This window comes from Anabaena cylindrica UHCC 0172 (genome assembly GCF_034931625.1).
GTDB classification, from domain to species: domain Bacteria; phylum Cyanobacteriota; class Cyanobacteriia; order Cyanobacteriales; family Nostocaceae; genus Anabaena; species Anabaena cylindrica_A.
Window position 1 is genome coordinate 30556 of the sequence record NZ_JAYGGY010000025.1, and the last position, 19533, is coordinate 50088.

Consider the following 19533-nt stretch of genomic DNA (forward strand, 5'->3'; position numbering starts at 1 on the left):
TTCATAATTGACTAATAATTAATTAGGGGTGAACAAATGTTCGTCCCTATTAACTGTGTAATTAGGATTTGCTAAAAAAGTTGTTAGGATATCACTCTCATTGCTAATTTTACCAGAAATACCCCATAGCAATTAATTCTGCTTCGTCATATTATAGCAATTACCATTCAAGTGAGGTACAAGCTGTAATAATTAAACGCAGATGAACGCAAATATAGCTTGCTTCCCGCAGGGTACGCAGATGATTTTGTACTTCACTAGACTAGGAAACGCTATATTACTTTTGTACTATAGAAAAAGCCCCGCCCACAAAGGGTGATCTTTCATCTCAGCACTCGGAACTCAGCACTTTTCATCATCAGGTGATACAGGATTTAACACAAAATTTGTGATTATGGCGTACATCCAGTATCATGCAAGCTGTCTAACCTATAAGTAGAGTTGTTTCCATACAGGGGAAGAAAAGATGAGGGTTTGGCTTGCCTGTTTTTTTGTATTATTTGCTTTGGCGGAATTTTTTGACTGGGTAAAGGAATTATCGCTACCATTGCCAATATATATTTTAGGCGGAGCGTTTTTAGCTGTTGCTTCTAACTACGATAAGATTGTTGGGTCTTATTTCGATAATGTCACTGCTGAATTATTACCAAAACCACCTAAATTAGAATCATCAACTCAATCAACACCAATTTCTTTGTCAATGCTCAATCCCATTGAAGAGGTTCAAAATACCCAACAGGAATAAAAATGGTTTAGTGTCTAGTTTTGAATTTGGATTCTGTACTTCACATTGCTCGGTAATCTACTGTATATTGCAAATATTATCATCTACCACATCCAGGCTACTGCTGTATTACAGTGATTAATGGACTTTTAGCAAAATTTCGTGCAGTTATCATCAAAGATAGGGGTTCACTTCCAGCTTTTACCCCCTCTAATTGGCTGTCAATTATTCTCCTGACTAGCATGGGAGTCACAGCTTCAGTATGGGTAATGAGGGAACTAAAATGGTTACAAGCTGGTGAGTTAAGAATTTATGATCAGATGTTGCGAGATAAGTCACAATTACAGAAATCTCCTCTTCAAAAACCACTCGAACAGCGAATTTTATTAGTTACAATTACTCAAGATGATCTGACAAGAGAAAAATGGCCTTTGTCAGACCAAACTATAGATAAATTATTAACAAAATTAGAATCTTATCAACCTCGTGTAATTGGTTTAAATATTTACCGCAGCGAACAAACAACTTTAGTTTCTCATTTACAAAAGTACGATAATATTATTGGTACTTGTTTGTTAAGTAACATTGGTCGTTCAGAAGTACCACCACCACCAAAATTTCCGATGGAGAATATTGGTTTTGATGATGTGGTTACTGACAACGCTAATGACCAAGTTATTCGGCGCAGTTTACTATTTACTGAATCTACAAATACAGATTATAAATGTCAAACGCAGTTTTCTTTTCCAGTTTTATTAGCGATTAAATATCTAGGAAAAGAAGGAATTGGATATACTTTTAATCAAAATCAAGAATTTCAAATAGGTAAAACTGTATTTCCTCGTTTATATCAAAATGCCGGAAGTTATCAAAATACAGATGCAGATGGCTATCAAATTCTTTTAAATTACCATCACCCAAATCATTTTGTTCAACAAGTTACTCTCACACAAGTTCTGGCAAATCAAATCAATCCCAATTGGGTAAAAGATCGCTTGGTAATTATTGGGACTACTGCGACTAGTGTGCATCCTGGTTACTATACGCCTTATAGCAGTTTGTCAGACCAACCTGCAAGAATGGCTCGTGTTTTTATTCATGCTCAAGTAGCTAGTCAAATTCTCAGTACAGTTTTAGATGGCAGACCTTTAATTTATTATTGGACTGACTGGGCTGAATTGTTGTGGATTTGGGTTTGTGCTTTGCTGGGTGCTATTTTGGCATGGCAATGGCGACATCCTTTGTTGTTATTATTAGTGGCAAGTTTTATTCTTTTCAGTTTGTTGGGAGTTGCTGCTGGTCTTTATTTGCAAGGAGTATGGATACCATTATTTGCACCTGCATTAGCGGTGATTATAAGTAGTATTACTATGATGCTTTACACGAGTTACCGAATTCAGCAGGAAAATCAGGCGATTTTATTGCAAGTAGAAAAACAACAAGAAGCGATCGCACAATTAAGTTTATTATTTGATCAAACAACAGCATTTCCATCTCAGTTTAATTACCTGACCTGTCCGGATATATCAATAGCCAAAAACGATGCAGCACTTTTGGCTGGACGCTACAAAATCTCTCAATCTCTAGGTTCAGGTGGTTTCGGTCGTACCTATTTAGCAGAAGATACCCAAAGACAAGGTAATCCTATTTGTGTAGTTAAACAGTTAATGCCTGCCCGTCAGGATACCCGATTTTTACAAGTTGCTCGCAGGTTATTTAATACTGAAGCTGAAATTTTAGCAGTTTTGGGCAAACATCAGCAGATTCCCGAACTTTTTGCTTATTTTGAAGATAATCACGAGTTTTATTTAGTCCAAGAATATATTATTGGCCACACTTTAAGTGAAGAATTACCACCGGAACAAGGTATAAAAAGTGAATCTTTTGTAGTTGATATGCTCAAAGAAATTTTAGATATTTTAGTATTTATCCATCAACGTCGTGTCATTCATCGAGATATTAAACCGACAAATATTATGAGATGTACCACAGATAATCGACTGGTGTTAATCGATTTTGGTGCGGTTAAATTAATTCAACCCAGAATAGGTGGAGAAACAGAATTAGCAACGGTAGCTATTGGGACACGGGGTTATTCACCACCAGAACAGTTTGCAGGTCATCCCCGTTTATCTAGTGATATTTACGCTTTGGGTATGATTGCTATTCAAGCTATCACGGGTATTCAACCCCAGGAATTACAACCAAATCCAGAAACGGGTAATATTATGTGGCAACACACAACTACCGTCAGCACTGAATTAGGGGCAATTTTAGATCGGATGGTTTGCTATCATTTTAGCGATCGCTATCAATCTGCTGATGTTGTTCTTAAAGATTTGAAATCATTGGTAATTATTTAAGGAGTCAGGAGTTAGGAGTTAGGAGAAAGAAGGAAGGAAGAAGAATATTTTTCTCTTCTGTTTAATTCTGAGATATCACCTTAATTCTGAGATATCACCACCATATCCTAAATCTCCTTTTTTCTTAAATCCTTCTGTGATATTTGCAGGAATAGAAACTGAGGCGCGTCTAAGCTCATCAGCAAATAATTGTTTGTGCCATTAACAGCTACGATCAGGATTATTTTTTTGTTAAGGTTTCCCGCAAACTTAAAGTTGAGTAACTTTAAAGACAGAAATAGTATCAAGGACTACGGAAAATACTTAAATAACGTCAAGCAATTGGTGCATAGGAACAAAAACAAGTGCTGAAGAAATTTTTCATGATTGGGGTTTTGACCCTCTTTCTGTCAGGTGTGCCATTGATGGGTAATGCTTTAGCCCAAGCAACAACTCCACCTCCTGATACTGGAGATACGGCATTTATGCTGATTTCGTCAGCGCTGGTATTGTTGATGACACCAGGATTAGCTTTTTTTTATGGTGGGTTTGTGCGATCGCGCAATATCCTCAACACCTTAATGATGAGTTTCGTGTTGATGGCGATTGTCGGAGTCACCTGGGTACTATGGGGTTATAGCCTATCCTTTGCCCCTGGTTTACCCTTCATCGGTGGCTTACAGTGGTTAGGGTTGAGTGGAGTCGGTTTAGAAACAACCGGTTATTTGCAAGGTTCAACCCCTGAGGATGTTGTTTCCTATGCGGAGACAATTCCCCACCAAGCATTCATGATTTACCAAGCCATGTTTGCAATTATCACCCCGGCTTTAATCTCCGGTGCGATCGCAGAACGGATGAGTTTCCGGGCTTATTGCTTATTTGTGCTGTTGTGGTCAACCTTTATCTACACACCCCTGGCACACATGGTTTGGGCAAAAGGTGGATTTTTGGGTTTATACGGTGGTATAGGCGCTCTTGACTTTGCTGGAGGTACAGTCGTACATATTAGTTCTGGGGTTTCTGCGCTTGTAGCAGCGATCGTCCTTGGCCCCCGCAAAAACCATCCAGATCGCCTCAGTCCTCCCCACAATGTCCCCTTCATATTGCTAGGGGCAGGTTTACTCTGGTTTGGTTGGTTCGGCTTTAATGCTGGTAGCGCCTTATCTGCTGGTGGCGTTGCCACAGTAGCATTTGTAGCCACTAATACCTCAGCCGCCGCAGGTGCTTTAATGTGGCTAATTCTAGAAGCACGTCTACGGGGCAAACCCACCGCTGTTGGTGCAGCTACAGGTGCGGTAGCTGGTTTAGTTGGTATCACCCCAGCAGCAGGATTTGTCACGCCCTTAGCGGCAATTTTAATTGGTTTTCTCACCGCCGTCGTTTGCTTCTATGCTGTGAGTTTCAAGCACAAGCTGAATGTGGATGATGCTTTAGATACCTATCCGGTACATGGAGTAGGAGGAACCTTAGGGGCAATTTTAACTGCCATTTTTGCCACTACAGAAGTCAATTCAGGTGGGAAAGATGGGTTATTGCGTGGTAATTTCGGAGAAATATTCATAGAACTAGCAGCGATCGCAATTGCTTATTTCATCGCCGCTGCTGGTACATGGCTGATCCTCAAATTTATTGATGCCACCATCGGACTGCGTGTGCAAGAGGAAACCGAAACCCAAGGTTTGGATATCAACGAACACGGCGAAGAAGGTTATAACTCCGAATTCGGCGATCGCATCAACATTCCCTAACTCAAAACTCGATACTCAGCACTCGAAACTCGGTACTCGAAACTCGGTACTCGAAACTCGAAACTCGGTACTCGGTACTCAGTACTCGATACTCGATACTCGATACTCAGCACTCTTAACTCAGCACTCTTAACTCGGTACTACAACCCAAGCAACAGCGGGACAGCTTTCACTCCCGCTGTTTTTTATATTGCTAAAATTTGTCGGACTGATGTACATTTAATTTACTCGCCATGAGATTAACTATAGAATTCTTTTAAATTTTTAATTTAGGACTTTTAATTTTTTAGTTGTGTCCACTCCAACCAAAACATTTCCGATCTGGGGATTTTTCTTGCTTGTCACCAACGGTATCCTGATGTTAGCCGTCATCCTGCTGATTTGGCGACAGCAGAAACTAACTACTGCATTTGCAACTACAACTCCCCCAGAACAAGTTAACTTCGTCCCGCAAACCCAATCTTTACCACCAGAGTTAGGCCCTCGCCATAAACTTAGTTACCGACAATGGCTAGATGTCCTCAAACAAGAAGCCGAAGCATCAGCAGAACAACAACCCCAGAAATTAACTGTCCTAGCAGGAGATTCTCTGAGTTTGTGGTTTCCACCTGATTTATTACCCGAAGATAGAAATTGGCTGAATCAGGGAATATCTGGGGAAACTAGCGATGGATTATTGAAAAGATTAGATTTATTTGACCGTACCCAGCCAGAGATAGTTTTTGTGATGATAGGGATTAATGATCTGATTCGTGGGGTCAGCGATGAAGAAATTTTAGCCAATCAACGCCAAATTATCCGTTATTTACGTAGAAAGCACCCCCAAACGAAAATTGTGGCGCAATCAATTTTACCTCACGGGGGAGAGGAAGCAACTTGGGAAGGACGGGAGAAACTGCTGGCTATTCCCAACAGTCGCATTCGCAATTTGAATGATGAACTACAAGGGATAGCCACTCAACAAGGTATCCGATACCTCAACTTATATCCCCTATTTACCAACAAACAAGGTAATCTCCGCCGAGAATTTACTACCGATGGTTTACACCTCAATCCTCAAGGCTACATAATTTGGCGGACTGCATTGCAGATTTATAGCAACAGAGAATTAGCAGCCCAGTTTCAGGAAAGGCAGAACAAACCAAGTTTAGATCGAATTTAATTTGGATTTAATCAAGTTAGCTATCTAAATCGTGTCTTCGCACGAGAAAATGGTAAATAGTGATTTTAGCCACAAAACCAAAATGGATACGAAAGCATTTAAACGCAGCCTCCAACATTCAGAAAATTACAACCGTAAAGGGTTTGGACATAAAGCAGAAGTCGCTACCCAGTTGCAGTCTGAATATCAAAGTAACTTAATTCAACAAATACGCGATCGCAATTACACCCTCCAACGAGGCAATGTTACCATCCGACTAGCACAGGCATTTGGTTTTTGCTGGGGTGTAGAACGTGCAGTAGCCATGGCCTACGAAACCCGTCAGCACTTCCCCACAGAACGCATCTGGATTACCAACGAAATTATTCACAATCCCTCTGTGAATCAACGAATGCAAGACATGGAAGTCAAATTTATTCCTGTGGAAGCTAATAAAAAAGACTTCTCTGTTGTTGATACCGGGGATGTAGTCATCCTACCCGCCTTTGGTGCCAGCGTTCAGGAAATGCAAATTTTAAATGATAAAGGCTGCCAAATTGTTGATACAACTTGTCCTTGGGTTTCCAAAGTCTGGAATACAGTTGAAAAACACAAAAAAGGCGAATACACCTCCATCATTCACGGTAAATATAAGCATGAAGAAACCGTCGCTACTAGTTCCTTTGCAGGTAAATATCTCATTGTCTTAAATTTACAAGAAGCAGAATATGTAACAGACTACATCCTCAATGGTGGCAACCGCGAAGAATTTTTAGCGAAGTTTGCTAAAGCTTGTTCCCCTGGATTTGATCCCGACAAAGATTTAGAACGAGTAGGTATCGCTAACCAAACAACCATGCTTAAAGACGACACCGAGAAAATTGGTAAAATGTTTGAGCGAACCATGATGCAAAAATATAGTCCCACAGAATTAAATCAGCATTTTCAAAACTTCAATACCATCTGTGATGCTACCCAAGAACGTCAAGATGCTATGTTAGAATTAGTAGAACAAAATCTAGATTTAATGGTAGTAATAGGTGGTTTTAATTCATCAAATACTACTCAATTGCAACAAATAGCTTTTGACCGCACTATTCCTTCTTATCACATAGATTGTGTTGAGCGTATTCAATCTACTAATGCCATTGAACATCGGCAACTAACAGGAGATTTGGTGATTACCGAAAACTGGTTACCCGCAGGAGATATTGTCGTAGGCATCACTTCTGGTGCTTCCACCCCCGATAAAGTAGTAGAAGATATCATTGAGAAAATTTTTGCATTAAAAGCAACTGTGTAATAATACTTCTGGCAGGCTACCCCAACGTAATTCGTAATTCGTAATTACGAATTGCATTACTGACTCCTAATCTCATTTGCATTTTTATTCTTCAGTCTCAAATCCAACCCCTTCATAAAGCATTTCAATCGGAAATTCAAATTCAATACTTGATAAAGTGATAATATCTCCATTAATGTAAGGATAGTAAAGCCACATTCTTCCTTCTCCTCGACAGTAACGTTCAACGGAAATTTTTTCAGAATCAATTAAAATATATTCTTGCAAACTAGGAATTGTTAAATAATATCTGAATTTTTCACCTCTATCCTTATCACTTGTACCAGGAGAAAGAACTTCAACAATTAATTTGGGATTTTGAATAAATTTACGGGCGTTGAGGTCATCAGGGTGACAACTAACTATAAGATCAGGATAGAAGTATGGGCTTTTAGAAGTAACTTGCACTTTCACATCTGATACATTAACTCGGCAACCTCTAAGACGGAGATGAGAATATAAAGGTCTGTAAAGATTTAGAGCAATATCATTGTGAGGAATTGTACCACCTGTCATAGCAAAAACTTCGCCATTCATGTATTCATAACGAATATCTTGGTTAAGTTCCCAGGTGAGATATTCCTCAATAGTCATTTTTAGGGGTTGTTGGGGAATAGCTATCATATCAAGATTTTTGCAAGTTTGTTTTGATTATATCAACAGGGATAAGTTGAAAATTTCGTGCCATGCAATCATGTAGTTTACTAAAGGTATCACTCTCCACAAACTACATACCGGAAAAGCGATACCTGCGGTGAACTACATGATAGCGTACAAGCGCTCTGTAGGAATCGTATTACCTGTCCTACACTTTACAAGTCGCTGAATTTTTTAGTCAACAGCAATAAGTACATCTGATGACTTAATCACAGCATAAGCCTCTTTACCCTCTACTAAACCTAGCTTTTCTGCTGATGATTTAGTGATGACAGATACTACTTCTATACCAGGCGCTAATTCTAACGTTACTTCTGTATTAATTGAACCAGGAACAATTTTTTTCACAGTTGCTTTGAAGGTATTTCTGGCGCTAATTTCCATTGTTTTTATTTTCCTTTTAGTTATTTACACTGAACAAGCTAACAAATTTTATATATTAATGGTAATTTTTTATATTTTTTTAACAAATTTATTGAGTAGACTAACACAACATATAACTATTTTTATCCAAAATTATTAGAAAATTGTAGGTTGGATTCAGTGACAGCACAACTCTAAAAAGTCCTGGAAATGTTGAGTTTTATTAAGCCAATCAAAGCTACGTGATTTAAAATTTTTGACTCTAATTGTATTGAATCTCTAATTATTTCCATAGTAAATTATACGCAGTTATAATTTATATATTTTTTAATAGCAATTAATCTCAAATTTATGATGAATTTTTAATTTCAAATATGTGGGGAATGGGATAAAATTCCTGTCTAACTCTGCTGAAAACATGGGGATATTTATAAATGATTTATGATTTAAATTTATCGAAGTGATAATATATAAATATGCTAAATTGTTGGTGGTAAACCAATACTTGTCGGTTAAGGAAATGTAGGTTGGGTTGAGCGACAGTGAAACCCAACAAAATCCTTGATAATGTTGGGTTTCGTGCCTCAACCCAACCTACCATATAATAACTTTTGAGCCTTAACCGAGCAGTATTGGGTGGTAAACCTAAATTTCTACCACAAGCGATTACAGAGTTATCAAAGATGTTCTTACTTTATTCCTGGTTAAACTAAAACCTAAGAATTCAGGAATCAGGAGGAAGAAGGAAGAAGAATATTTTTCTCTTCTGTTCCCTGCTATATCAAATATTCTGTATCCTGAATCCTTACACTAAAACCAAGCTAGTACAACACGGCGTAAATTAAAATGACCATTAAAAGCTACGCAAATTTGATTGATTACAAGGCTTGAAAATTGTTCATTCACTTACACCGCACGGTACTAGAAAGTTAGATAAAAATATAGAGAAACTGCGTAAATATTAATTCTCAATAAATTGTTTTTAATAAATCATTATATGTCGGTCTATAAATTATAAATTGTTCGTCAGCTACTAATAGTTTGCGAGAATTAAAATAGTGTTTTTAGATATGGTGGGCATTGCTCACCATCATATTTTTAGTTGTGTTCATAGTCATAATTATGAGTCAAACAAATCAGCCAAAATTGAGTACAAAAACTAGCCAATGGCTAATAGCAAATAAGTACAATGCTGAAGATTTAAATCAGCGTGGTGAAAACGGTGATACAGCTTTAATGAAAGCGACAAGAGAGGGAGTCTACCCAGTTGTCAGAGAACTGATAGATGCGGGTGTAGATATTAACGCCAGAAACAATGATCGCAATAATGCTTTATGGTTCGCTTGTTTTGGCAATCACTACGATTTAATCAATTTGCTGTTGTCAGTCAACATTGATATTAACAATCAAAATGATAATGGTGCAACTGTCCTGATGTATGGTGCATCGGCTGGAAAGACAGAAGTAGTAAGGTTGCTATTACAACACAATCCTAACATGAATCTACAAAATTTGGACGACTATAAAGCAATTGACTTTGCCAGCAATATAGAAGTTTTAAGGTTACTAAAAAATGCCACACAGTAAGCTTTCTGCGGAAGCCTGTCACGAGGCTACCAAGCATTCTTACCTATCAGTGCAGATGAATCCCAATTATGTGGATGCCTCAACTCAACCCCACACCTTTAAAGTTTATCCAAAATTTTATCGGCGAGTGAGATTAAATCTCGATAATCCAATTCATGCTTTTATCAGGTTAACAAGCGCCATTACTTTTGAGAAGATTTATAAGGATGGCGCTTATAAACTCCGAGTAAATCCCTCAGCAGGCGCGTTATACCCAACGGAGATTTATATTCAAATGCGTGGTGTTGAGGGATTTCTAGATGCTATCTATCATCTAGAAGTTGAGAATAATTGTCTAACACTGATCTATGAATTAATTGATGATGGGTTGGAGAGTTATGTTATACCGAATAAACGTATCAACGGATTCATTTTTTTAGTTAGTTGTGTTTATTATAGGTCTAGCTGGAAATATCAAGACAGGAGCATGAGGTATTGCTTTTTGGATAGCGGACACCATTTAGGCGCTATCGCATCTTCAGCATATCTTCACGAAAAAAACATCCAATTAATCTTTGACTTTGATAAACTCTCTCTCAATGCCGATTTAGGATTTGAGAATAAGGAGTTTATTACTAGTTGTGTGATATCGGGAGAGACGCAAGAAAAGCCAGTCAGACGCTTAAGACTACCTATTCCTTTTGTTTGTGGTACTGACTATTTTCAAGCTAATCAATTCATTGAAGATGCCTATCAAGCAACATCATGGCAATCTAGTCACCAGCAACATCTAGAACATCCTCAATTTAATTTTGACCGAGAAAGGTTTTCTGAGAACGTTTGGAATAGGCGTTCTATTCGACGTTTTCAAAAGCAATCTATTTCCCAACAAATCTATTGGCAAATTTTGCAAGATGTTCAACAACCAATACCAAGTGAGAATTTTGAGGAAATAGAAATTTACTCGGTGGTGCATCGTGTCGAGGGAATGACACCCGGTTTATATAACGGTAGGAATCTCATAAATTCGGGTGATTTTAGCGAAAATACAGGTTACTTGTGTATTAATCAGGCGCTGGCTAAAGATTGCGCTGTAACTTTGTTTTTTGTATCCGATTATCTCAGCTATCAAACTGCTATGCAATTAGCTGGTTTTATCGGACAAAGAGTGTATCTATTTAGCAATTATTGGGGCATAGATTGTAGTGGTATTGGTGCTTTTTATGATGATGAAGCCCAAGAGTTTCTAGGAACCAATAAGGATGTGCTTTATGTAATGGCAATTGGTAAATAAAATAGGAAAATCAAGAGAAATGGCTAGAAGACAATTTGATTCTCATGCTGATGATAAGCACCCTATGCAGCCAACATCAGCTGATATTATTTTGCGGCAACAATTAGAGTATTCTATTAGTAGGTACTTTTATGACGGGTGCGATCGCACTATTCAAGGTCTATTGTCCGATTGTCGTTGGTATGTGACAACTCACGCTAGTGCTTTAACATTAGTAATCGAATGCCCTGATCAAGTTACTAACTGGCGGGTTTTGCAAAAAATCGTGTCAATGGGAAGTTTACTCTACAGCATTGTCAGCAGTGCTAAAATTCGCGTATGTCCCCCTGAAACTAATGGCATACCATTTGAAATGAGGGTAGATGAATTATCAGTTTATCGTGATTGGGCATAAGCTAAATTTGGGATTTTGGACTATTAATTAAGCCATAACATTCTGGCTGAAAATTGTGATTAGTTCTGCAAAAACTAAATCGGCTGAATGTTGGACAACTGGACTTAATTCTAAGCCTAAATCAAGGTTAGCGGCTTCAATTAAATAAACTGTCACCTGTTGAGGAAAATCATCTACAAAGATTTTTCTCCCGGCTGCTAAAGCATGATCCCAACGAAAATCATGCAGGTTGTAACTAGGTTCTGGCAGCGCTTCTAGTTCTTTACCTGGGACTTTAAATATAGCACCTGGTTCGGAACCTGTGCAACTGGCATCCAAAATAATTAATTTTTCACTTCCTCTCGCTTGAAACATCACTTCCATTCCCGCAGTACCACAATCAAAAACGCGGATGTTGGGATGAGGGTTTTGGGCGAGATATTGCTGTAAACGTTGGGCGATGATTACGCCTACAGCATCGTCATTACGATTGAGATTTCCACAACCAATGATGGTTAGCATGGGATATTTATAATAACATGATTTCAATTATATCGGCGCACAAAAATTAATATTTACGGAAATTTTGACTATATCTCTAATCATTGACTTTATAGTGACTATAGCAGCCGTAAGTCATGCACTAAAATCTTTATTCTCTCTGCGTTTGGCGTGATTAGTCCTACACAATATTTTTCACCCATCAGACAGAATTGTATATGCTAGTACTTCGTGATACAGACTCTAAAGGTAGAGGTATATTTGCTCAGAAGAGTTTTGCTAAAGGAGAGGTAATTGAAAAAGCAGCAGTGATTGTTATCCCTAAGCAACAAGTTAAATTAATTGTCAAAACGGTTTTATTAAATTATTATTTTGGTTGGCATGGGGAAAGTGGCGCTATAGCTTTGGGCTTTGCGTCACTTTTTAATCATTCCTATCATCCCAATGCGCTTTATATTAAGAATTTTTCTAAAAATGTAATTGAATTTATTGCTCATAAAGATATTAGAGCAGGTGAGGAAATTACGGTTAATTATAATGGGCAAGTTGATGATTTGTCGCCTGTTTGGTTTGATGTGGTGGAATGAGTTTCACGCAGAGGTGCAGAGTCTCAGAGAGTAAAACAGGAGTTAGTAACCGACTCACAAAAAATTAGTGTCAATAACACTAAGGAAGTATCAAGACTCAATTGCTTAGTAAAGTTCAAGGCAATCTAAAGCTTCATTACTCATCAATTCTTTAATTACTTCTGCCCCAGTTCGGATAATCGCTTCTACTTGATTGGTAGTTGCATTTCCACACCTGAGCCAAATCACCTTTGGTGGTGAACCGTAAAGACGACTTCTTTCTGCAAAGTCTACATCCTGAGTAACAATACAAAAATTGTTAGCTTTGGCAAATTCCCAAATTTTGCTATCATTTGCTTCTGTAAGACTGTGAAACTGAACATGACTAGCATTGGGGAAAATGTCAGCTATGCGAGTAGGTAGTTTCCGACTCAGGTTTTGGTCGAAAAGTAGTTTCAAGCGTCACCTACCACAGCAATTAAGCGATGTTCTCTGTCAGCAGCAAACTCTAAACAAGCTTTGATATCTTCCTCTGTCAATTCTGGAAAATCATCTAATATTTCTGCATGAGACATTCCAGCAGCTAACCAGCCTAAAACATCATATACTGTTATTCGCATTCTTCTGATACAGGGCTTACCACCGCGTTTATCTGGCTCGATTGTAATAATATGGCGATAACTCATTTTTAACCAGGGTTTGTTGTTTATACCTATTATTTTAATCTAACTTACAATTTTTATTTATTGTCTTTTCTTAATCTTTCTGCATCTCGTTTAGCCCAAAAATCATCTCGTGCAGCTTGTTCTTGAATTAGTTTTTTATGTTTGGTTTCTTCATTTTCTAAATTAGATAAGTGTTCGGGAAATTCATATTCCTCTATATCTAAAGATTCTTTGAAATCAAGCCAATATTCCCAGTTATTACCAGTAAAGTAGGTTGGGTTGACGCAAGGAAACCCAACATTTACCCTTTTTGCGTTGGGTTTCGTTCCTCAACCCAACCTACAATTATTCATAATATTTAAACCAAGGTATAGTACATAAAGCTATAGCTTGAATTGAACGTTTCCCTATTTTTCGTTCCCTAAGATTGCATTCCCTGGGGTACGCTGCTTTAAATAGCGTCAAGGTACAGACGATGTTTAAGCTGCGGGTGGGGTTGCTGTTTGGTGGACGTTCTGGAGAAACATGAAGTTTCAATAATTTCTGCGGGTGCGATCGCTAATTCTGGAAGTGCAGAGGAAAATAGTATCTTAGAAGTATCCTAGAACTGAGTTACAAGTTCTAATTTATTAGTAACTTTGACTACTTTCATTATTTTTTCAAGTGTTCTAAATAAACGGCAAAATATATTATGATTTTGTTACATTCTTGTTAAGAAACGTTACAGGAATCTTAACAAAAGGAAATATGTCTTATGGTAGCACTTGAGAAAAAGCCATTACATCAAGTTGTCATTGTTGGTGGTGGCTTTGGTGGACTGTATACAGCAAAGACTCTTGCTAATGCAAAGGTAGATGTTACTCTCATTGATAAACGAAATTTTCACCTATTTCAGCCGCTTTTATATCAAGTTGCGACAGGTACGTTATCACCTGCTGATATTTCTGCACCATTGCGATCTGTATTCAGCAAAAGCAAGAATACAAAAGTATTGCTGGGAGAAGTAAGTGTTATTGATCCAAAAGCGCAACGAGTTATTTTGGGTGATCAAATAGTACCGTATGATACATTAGTTGTCGCCACAGGTGCTAACCATTCTTATTTTGGTAAAGATAGCTGGAAAGAAACTGCGCCTGGCTTGAAAACTGTAGAAGATGCCATAGAAATGCGTCGGCGGATATTTTCGGCATTTGAAGCAGCAGAACAAGAAACTGATCCCGTAAAACGTCGTGCTTTTTTGACTTTTGTGATTGTGGGGGGTGGTCCAACTGGTGTAGAATTGGCAGGTGCGATCGCAGAGTTGGCATACAAAACTCTCAAAGAAGATTTCCGCAACATCAACACCTCAGAAGCGAAAATTTTGCTATTGCAAGGGGGCGATCGCATTCTCCCACACATTGCGCCAGAGTTATCCAAAGTAGCAGCAGAATCTTTGCAAAAGTTGGGAGTGGTTATTCACACTCTTACCAGGGTGACAAATATTGAAAATGACATAGTTACTTTCAAGCAAAACGATGAATTGACAGACATTGCCTCAAAAACTATATTATGGGCAGCAGGTGTTCAAGGTTCGGCACTGGGGAAAGTCCTCGCAGAACGAACAGATGTAGAATGCGATTTCTCTGGAAGAGTAATTGTCGAACCAGATTTGACGATCAAGGGTTATAAAAACATTTTTGTAATTGGAGATTTAGCCAACTTCTCCCATCAAAATGGTAAACCCTTACCTGGTGTAGCACCCGTAGCTAAACAACAAGGAGAATATGTAGGCGGACTGATTCAACTACGGCTTCACGGTCATACTTTGCCACAATTTCATTATACCGACGTAGGTAGTTTGGCGATGATTGGGCAAAATTTAGCTGTTGTAGATTTAGGCTTCATCAAACTGACCGGTTTCCTAGCTTGGGTATTTTGGCTAATAATTCACATCTACTTCTTAATTGAGTTTGACACTAAATTAGTAGTAGTATTCCAGTGGGCATGGAATTATATTACTCGTAATCGTCGCTCTAGATTGATTACAGGTAAAGAGTCCTTTTTAGAAGTAGCACCTGTTAACAATAGCAGTCATTCTCAAACTACAGAAAAAAAGCAGCCAGTCAAGCTGTAAGATTTTTGGCCAGTTGTACTCCGAACTCCTGACTCCTGACTCCTGCTATATATTTCTTGAAAATCTCATCGGTTAAGATTGCATTCCCTGTGGTACGCTATCTGCTTTAGATAGTGTCGAGGTACAGAAGATGTCTAAGCTGCGGGTGGGGTTGCTGTTTGGTGGACGTTCTGGAGAACATGAAGTTTCAATAATTTCTGCACGTGCGATCGCTAATGCTTTAAGTGCAGAGGAAAATAGTCATAAGTACGAAATTGTGCCTTTCTACATCCAAAAAGATGGTTTTTGGCAAGCTGGGGAAGTTGCACAGCAAGTTTTATCATCTGGTGTGGCTAGAGAAAATCTAGCCGTAACCCCTAATTTATGGGAGTTTCCACCGCAAACAGCAGAAATTAATTTGTGGTTTCCTATTCTCCATGGCCCCAATGGTGAAGATGGGACAATTCAAGGTTTACTCACTTTAATGCAAGTCCCTTTTGTGGGTTCTGGAGTGTTAGGTTCGGCTACGGGAATGGATAAAATCGGTATGAAAACCGCTTTTGCTCAAGCTGGACTACCCCAGGTAAAATATAAAGCGATAACTAGGGCGCAAATTTGGTCAAATCCTTGTATTTTTCCCAAATTATGTGATGAAATTGAACTAACTTTAGGCTATCCCTGTTTCGTTAAACCAGCTAATCTGGGTTCCTCGGTGGGAATTGCCAAAGTGCGATCGCGCCAAGAGTTAGAATCAGCTTTAGATAATGCCGCAACCTATGATAGACGCATCATTGTCGAAGCCGGTGTTGTCGCTAGAGAAGTAGAATGTGCCGTTTTAGGTAACGATAACCCCAAAGCATCTGTTATTGGTGAGATTACGTTTGATAGTGATTTTTACGATTACGAAACTAAATATACCCAAGGTAAAGCCGATTTATTTATTCCCGCACATCTGTCAGAGTTAGTAGTTCAGCAAATTCAAGAAATGGCATTAAAAGCCTTTTTAGCTGTTGACGCTGCTGGTTTAGCACGGGTAGACTTTTTCTATATCGAAGCTACCGGAGAAATTTTAATTAACGAAATTAATACTTTACCAGGATTCACAGCCACAAGTATGTATCCTCAACTTTGGGCCAATACTGGTATTTCTTTTCCCCAATTAGTAGACGAATTAATTCAATTAGCTATTGAAAGACATTCCCATACTAAATAAACATCTGGTGAAAAAGAATTGTAGAGACGAGAATCCCTACATCAGGAATGTCTCTACAAGGGTTTTGGAAAACGCATATTTAAATTCAGTCGATATCTAAGAGGGTATTTGAAAAGTCTATGTCTGTATCGAAATCCTCATTAAACCCTCTTTTTAAGAGAGGAATAACTTACTCAAAGTCCTCCTTAAAAAGGAAGATTTAGGAGGGTCTAAAGTTTTTAATACATCAGTCATCACTTTTAAAACATCCTCTAATACCAAACTGAATTACGAATTACGAATTAATTTAACACTTATGTCTTCTAGTACAATAATCTACTAGAGCATATAAGCGTGATATGAATTATGGACAGTAGTGACAATGTAAAGCAAAAGCCAAACCAATCAACAGAAACTAGTCTAGAAGCATCAAAACATACACCTCCAGCTAAAAACCTGTTGGTAAAACATTCTTGGCTTTTGTTTGTAGGGTTGTTTGGAATTTCTGTAGGAGTCGGAACTTTTGGTTATTATGAACTAAATTACATTGGGGATGTGCCAAAAAAGGAAGCAGAAAAACCCTCAAAGGTAGTCAGTGCAGAACTAATCACCAAATTCACTGATACCAGTAATGCTACACCTTCATGGTTAATAATTGCGATCGCACTGACTTGTGCTGCTGGTTGCTGGGTAATCTTCCGCTTATTCAAACTTCCATAACGGGTTTGAAGAAAAGTATAGGGTGTAAGGTTTTGAGAATAATCAGAATACTCGGACAACATCCTCTCAAATTAATAACCGATAAAAGTGCCAACTTGGCAACCAATCTGTAAAGAACCCAGTTAAATTAATAAAAGATAAACGACTTAAAGGGTGTTGTTATCAGGGGCGACTACTATTAAGAAATGAAGCTTACAAAGGCTTTTTTAGAAAGTCTTCCTTAGGGATAAAAAGCAATCTACTTACATTTTTCTGAGCTATGAGTTCAGCAAAAAAATAATAATCAAGTTTAACATTTGCTGCAAAGGAATATTCACAGCATACAGGCGCTGTCGTTGACGTACAATTTAGCCCCCCTAAATAACGGGCAGCGTCTATACATATTCCTGAACGCTCCAGCAGCAAATGCAGAGTGGGAGATTAAAGGCGATTGGTATGCCTTCTCCCACTCTTCTTTTATGGATAATTAGGATCAACTTAATTAAACATCAAAAATATGTAGGGTTGTTTCGCTACAGCGTAACCCACTTTACAAACATCCTCTAAGAGGATGTTTGTAAACTTTTTCGTGTGGTATCTAACACTTGTAGATCCCCCTAAATCCCCCTTAAAAATGGGGACTTTGAGAAATTTTGCCCCCCTTTTTTAAGGGGGGTTGGGGGGATCTCGATCAATTCTGATACTTTACAAACATCCTCTAACAAAAATCTGTATCCTGCAAAAATTTAATAATCTCTGAATTCACTACCTGAGAAGCACCAGTTGAGGCATCATGATAGCAGTTATACAGAATTTGAAAGCGCGAATTAGGGATATGTTGATGTAATTTCTCCCCATGACTCAGAGGAAACCAACTATCTTGATCACCCCATAAAATTAGTGTAGGACATTCAATATTGCTAAGATTACTTTGAATCTCACTGAGCATATTTGGCTTTCCAGTTTGGAAATTTTCAATTTCTTGTACTGCTATTTGCAATTCTTCAGCTACCTTTACCAAAGTTCCCGGAATTTCAATAAACGGATAAGTTATCCAATAAACATCTTCTTCTGTGAGAATAGAAGGATCAAATAACACTTTACGTCTTTCTATACCCATTACCTCTCTAACTATAGGTGCAAACCAATATGCTAGACGTAAAAAATCAATTGTGTGTATGATTTCCAGCGGTGTTTGGGCAAGTAATCCCATAGCCCAATGGGGTAACTGTTCAACAAAAATAGGTGCGTTAATAACTACCAAACGCCCAATTAATAGGGGATTTTTTGCAGCTAATGCTAAAGCAACTAATGCACCTAAAGATTCTGCTACGATGACAGGTGGTTCATCGCATAAAGCCTGAATAATTCTTTCTAATTCAATTACTTGATGACCAGTTTTTTCTCGGCGAAACAGATTTTTTTCGGAAAAACCATAACCTTTAGCATCAAAACAAATTACCCGAAAATTTTTAGATAATGGCTTGATACTATGTCGCCAATTATAACTCCAACTGCCCAGACCATGTAATAAAATTAACGGCTTACCTGTACCTTTTTCGCCATAAGCGATTTGTGCAGTATAGCCATTACCATCAGGAATAATCAGACTTTGCCGCCCTTTGGGAAAGTTAACTTGCCACCAGTCTTGCATTGTGTAATTAATAATTAATTTAACTGCCAGTTAAGGCATTCCATAGCATTCTTATTAATATCACGGGTAATGCTATTAAGACAATGGCAAGTAAAAATAATCCAGCAAAAAGGGTAATAATAAACACCTGGTCAACTTTCTTTTTTTCACCAGGAGTTTGTAAGTAATCCTCTAATAACTTGATGTTATAAATATTTGCTTTCCAGGCAAAATCAAATAAGTCTCCCAACATGGGGATAGCACCTACTAAAGCATCAATGATGATATTCGCAACCATTCGGATCAAGGTAGCTCTAGGCACACCCATCTGCGCTGATTCAATGATAATGTAGATAGAAACTATCAATCCCAAAACATCTCCGCCAACAGGGATTAATCCGAGAATTGGATCTAACCCAATCCCAACCTGAGTTCCAGGAATTGTAATAGCATTATCTAAGAGTCTACTAATTTGACGTATACGCTTTAATCTAGGTGCATATCCATCAGGTTCAATGGAAAAGCGATTAGGAGAATTAGACATTTTTGATAATTGATAATTGGTGATTGGTAATTGGTAATTGGTGATTGGTAATTGGTGATTGGTAATTGGTAATTGGTGATTGGTAATTGGT

At 38.1% G+C, this 19533-nt stretch carries 19 protein-coding genes and 1 pseudogene; 12 read left to right on the forward strand and 8 right to left on the reverse strand.

Translation table 11 applies throughout. The features are described 5' to 3' along the window. Nucleotides 1-466 precede the first annotated feature (466 nt). Both VB713_RS09185 and VB713_RS09190 read left to right on the forward strand, forming a co-directional pair. Nucleotides 467-745 (forward strand): hypothetical protein, encoded by a 279-nt coding sequence (locus tag VB713_RS09185; protein ID WP_323311254.1) that lies wholly within the window; start codon nt 467-469, stop codon nt 743-745. 113 nt (nt 746-858) lie between these two features. Then, nucleotides 859-3087, forward strand: coding sequence for a CHASE2 domain-containing serine/threonine-protein kinase (locus tag VB713_RS09190; protein ID WP_323311255.1), 2229 nt, complete (start codon nt 859-861; stop codon nt 3085-3087). Between the two features lie 75 nt (nt 3088-3162). On the opposite strand, the pseudogene VB713_RS09195 reads toward VB713_RS09190, so the two are convergent. Beyond that, nucleotides 3163-3267: pseudogene (locus tag VB713_RS09195) on the reverse strand (four helix bundle protein); the annotation flags it as partial. Nucleotides 3268-3449: 182 nt separating this feature from the next. Here VB713_RS09195 and VB713_RS09200 point away from each other — a divergent pair. The 3 genes from VB713_RS09200 (at nt 3450) to VB713_RS09210 (ending at nt 7258) form a co-directional block, all read left to right on the forward strand. After that, nucleotides 3450-4814 carry an ammonium transporter gene (locus VB713_RS09200; RefSeq protein WP_416242422.1) on the forward strand — a complete coding sequence of 455 codons (1365 nt, stop codon included), beginning with the start codon at nt 3450-3452 and terminating at the stop codon, nt 4812-4814. Nucleotides 4815-5106: 292 nt separating this feature from the next. Continuing rightward, nucleotides 5107-5976 (forward strand): SGNH/GDSL hydrolase family protein, encoded by an 870-nt coding sequence (locus VB713_RS09205; RefSeq protein ID WP_416242424.1) that lies wholly within the window; start codon nt 5107-5109, stop codon nt 5974-5976. Nucleotides 5977-6058: 82 nt separating this feature from the next. After that, on the forward strand, nt 6059-7258 hold the full coding sequence (locus VB713_RS09210; RefSeq protein WP_323311271.1) for a 4-hydroxy-3-methylbut-2-enyl diphosphate reductase: 1200 nt from the start codon (nt 6059-6061) through the stop codon (nt 7256-7258). 84 nt (nt 7259-7342) lie between these two features. On the opposite strand, the gene VB713_RS09215 is transcribed toward VB713_RS09210, so the two are convergent. Both VB713_RS09215 and VB713_RS09220 read right to left on the reverse strand, forming a co-directional pair. Beyond that, nucleotides 7343-7921, reverse strand: coding sequence for a Uma2 family endonuclease (locus VB713_RS09215; protein ID WP_323311257.1), 579 nt, complete (start codon nt 7919-7921; stop codon nt 7343-7345). 207 nt (nt 7922-8128) lie between these two features. Beyond that, on the reverse strand, nt 8129-8338 hold the full coding sequence (locus VB713_RS09220; RefSeq protein WP_323311258.1) for a molybdopterin-binding protein: 210 nt from the start codon (nt 8336-8338) through the stop codon (nt 8129-8131). Between the two features lie 1101 nt (nt 8339-9439). On the opposite strand from VB713_RS09220, the gene VB713_RS09225 reads away from it, so the two are divergent. The 3 genes from VB713_RS09225 to VB713_RS09235 are packed head-to-tail and all read left to right on the forward strand — an operon-like array spanning nt 9440 to nt 11571. Beyond that, the gene (locus tag VB713_RS09225) at nt 9440-9904 is read left to right on the forward strand and encodes an ankyrin repeat domain-containing protein (RefSeq protein ID WP_323311259.1); all 465 of its coding nucleotides are present in this window, start codon (nt 9440-9442) and stop codon (nt 9902-9904) included. After that, the gene (locus VB713_RS09230; RefSeq protein WP_323311260.1) at nt 9891-11177 is read left to right on the forward strand and encodes a SagB/ThcOx family dehydrogenase; all 1287 of its coding nucleotides are present in this window, start codon (nt 9891-9893) and stop codon (nt 11175-11177) included. Before VB713_RS09225 ends, VB713_RS09230 begins: the two co-directional genes overlap by 14 nt. 19 nt (nt 11178-11196) lie before the next feature. Continuing rightward, the gene (locus VB713_RS09235) at nt 11197-11571 is read left to right on the forward strand and encodes a hypothetical protein (protein ID WP_323311261.1); all 375 of its coding nucleotides are present in this window, start codon (nt 11197-11199) and stop codon (nt 11569-11571) included. Nucleotides 11572-11598: 27 nt separating this feature from the next. Here the strand turns inward: VB713_RS09235 and VB713_RS09240 are convergent, their stop codons facing one another. Next, on the reverse strand, nt 11599-12072 hold the full coding sequence (locus tag VB713_RS09240; protein ID WP_323311262.1) for a hydrogenase maturation protease: 474 nt from the start codon (nt 12070-12072) through the stop codon (nt 11599-11601). A gap of 197 nt (nt 12073-12269) precedes the next feature. Between VB713_RS09240 and VB713_RS09245 the strand changes: the two genes are divergently transcribed. After that, nucleotides 12270-12638, forward strand: coding sequence for an SET domain-containing protein (locus VB713_RS09245; protein ID WP_323311263.1), 369 nt, complete (start codon nt 12270-12272; stop codon nt 12636-12638). A 105-nt stretch (nt 12639-12743) separates the two neighbouring features. On the opposite strand, the gene VB713_RS09250 is transcribed toward VB713_RS09245, so the two are convergent. Both VB713_RS09250 and VB713_RS09255 read right to left on the reverse strand, forming a co-directional pair. Further along, the gene (locus VB713_RS09250; protein WP_323311264.1) at nt 12744-13076 is read right to left on the reverse strand and encodes a DUF5615 family PIN-like protein; all 333 of its coding nucleotides are present in this window, start codon (nt 13074-13076) and stop codon (nt 12744-12746) included. Further along, nucleotides 13073-13303: a DUF433 domain-containing protein gene (locus tag VB713_RS09255; RefSeq protein WP_323311265.1), complete on the reverse strand. Its 231-nt coding sequence runs from the start codon at nt 13301-13303 to the stop codon at nt 13073-13075. Before VB713_RS09255 ends, VB713_RS09250 begins: the two co-directional genes overlap by 4 nt. 733 nt (nt 13304-14036) lie before the next feature. Here VB713_RS09255 and VB713_RS09260 point away from each other — a divergent pair. From VB713_RS09260 to VB713_RS09270, 3 genes are all read left to right on the forward strand, one after another. Next, nucleotides 14037-15395 carry an NAD(P)/FAD-dependent oxidoreductase gene (locus VB713_RS09260; protein WP_323311266.1) on the forward strand — a complete coding sequence of 453 codons (1359 nt, stop codon included), beginning with the start codon at nt 14037-14039 and terminating at the stop codon, nt 15393-15395. Nucleotides 15396-15525: 130 nt separating this feature from the next. Next, nucleotides 15526-16587: a D-alanine--D-alanine ligase family protein gene (locus VB713_RS09265; RefSeq protein ID WP_323311267.1), complete on the forward strand. Its 1062-nt coding sequence runs from the start codon at nt 15526-15528 to the stop codon at nt 16585-16587. Between the two features lie 345 nt (nt 16588-16932). Further along, entirely contained in the window at nt 16933-17286 is a 354-nt protein-coding gene (locus VB713_RS09270) for a hypothetical protein (RefSeq protein ID WP_323311268.1), read from the forward strand. A gap of 697 nt (nt 17287-17983) precedes the next feature. Here the strand turns inward: VB713_RS09270 and VB713_RS09275 are convergent. Then, the gene (locus VB713_RS09275; protein WP_323311269.1) at nt 17984-18919 is read right to left on the reverse strand and encodes an alpha/beta hydrolase; all 936 of its coding nucleotides are present in this window, start codon (nt 18917-18919) and stop codon (nt 17984-17986) included. Between the two features lie 19 nt (nt 18920-18938). Further along, a complete protein-coding gene (locus tag VB713_RS09280) occupies nt 18939-19442 on the reverse strand; it encodes a DUF4112 domain-containing protein (protein ID WP_323311272.1) in 504 nt (167 codons plus the stop codon). Between the last annotated feature and the right edge of the window lie 91 nt (nt 19443-19533).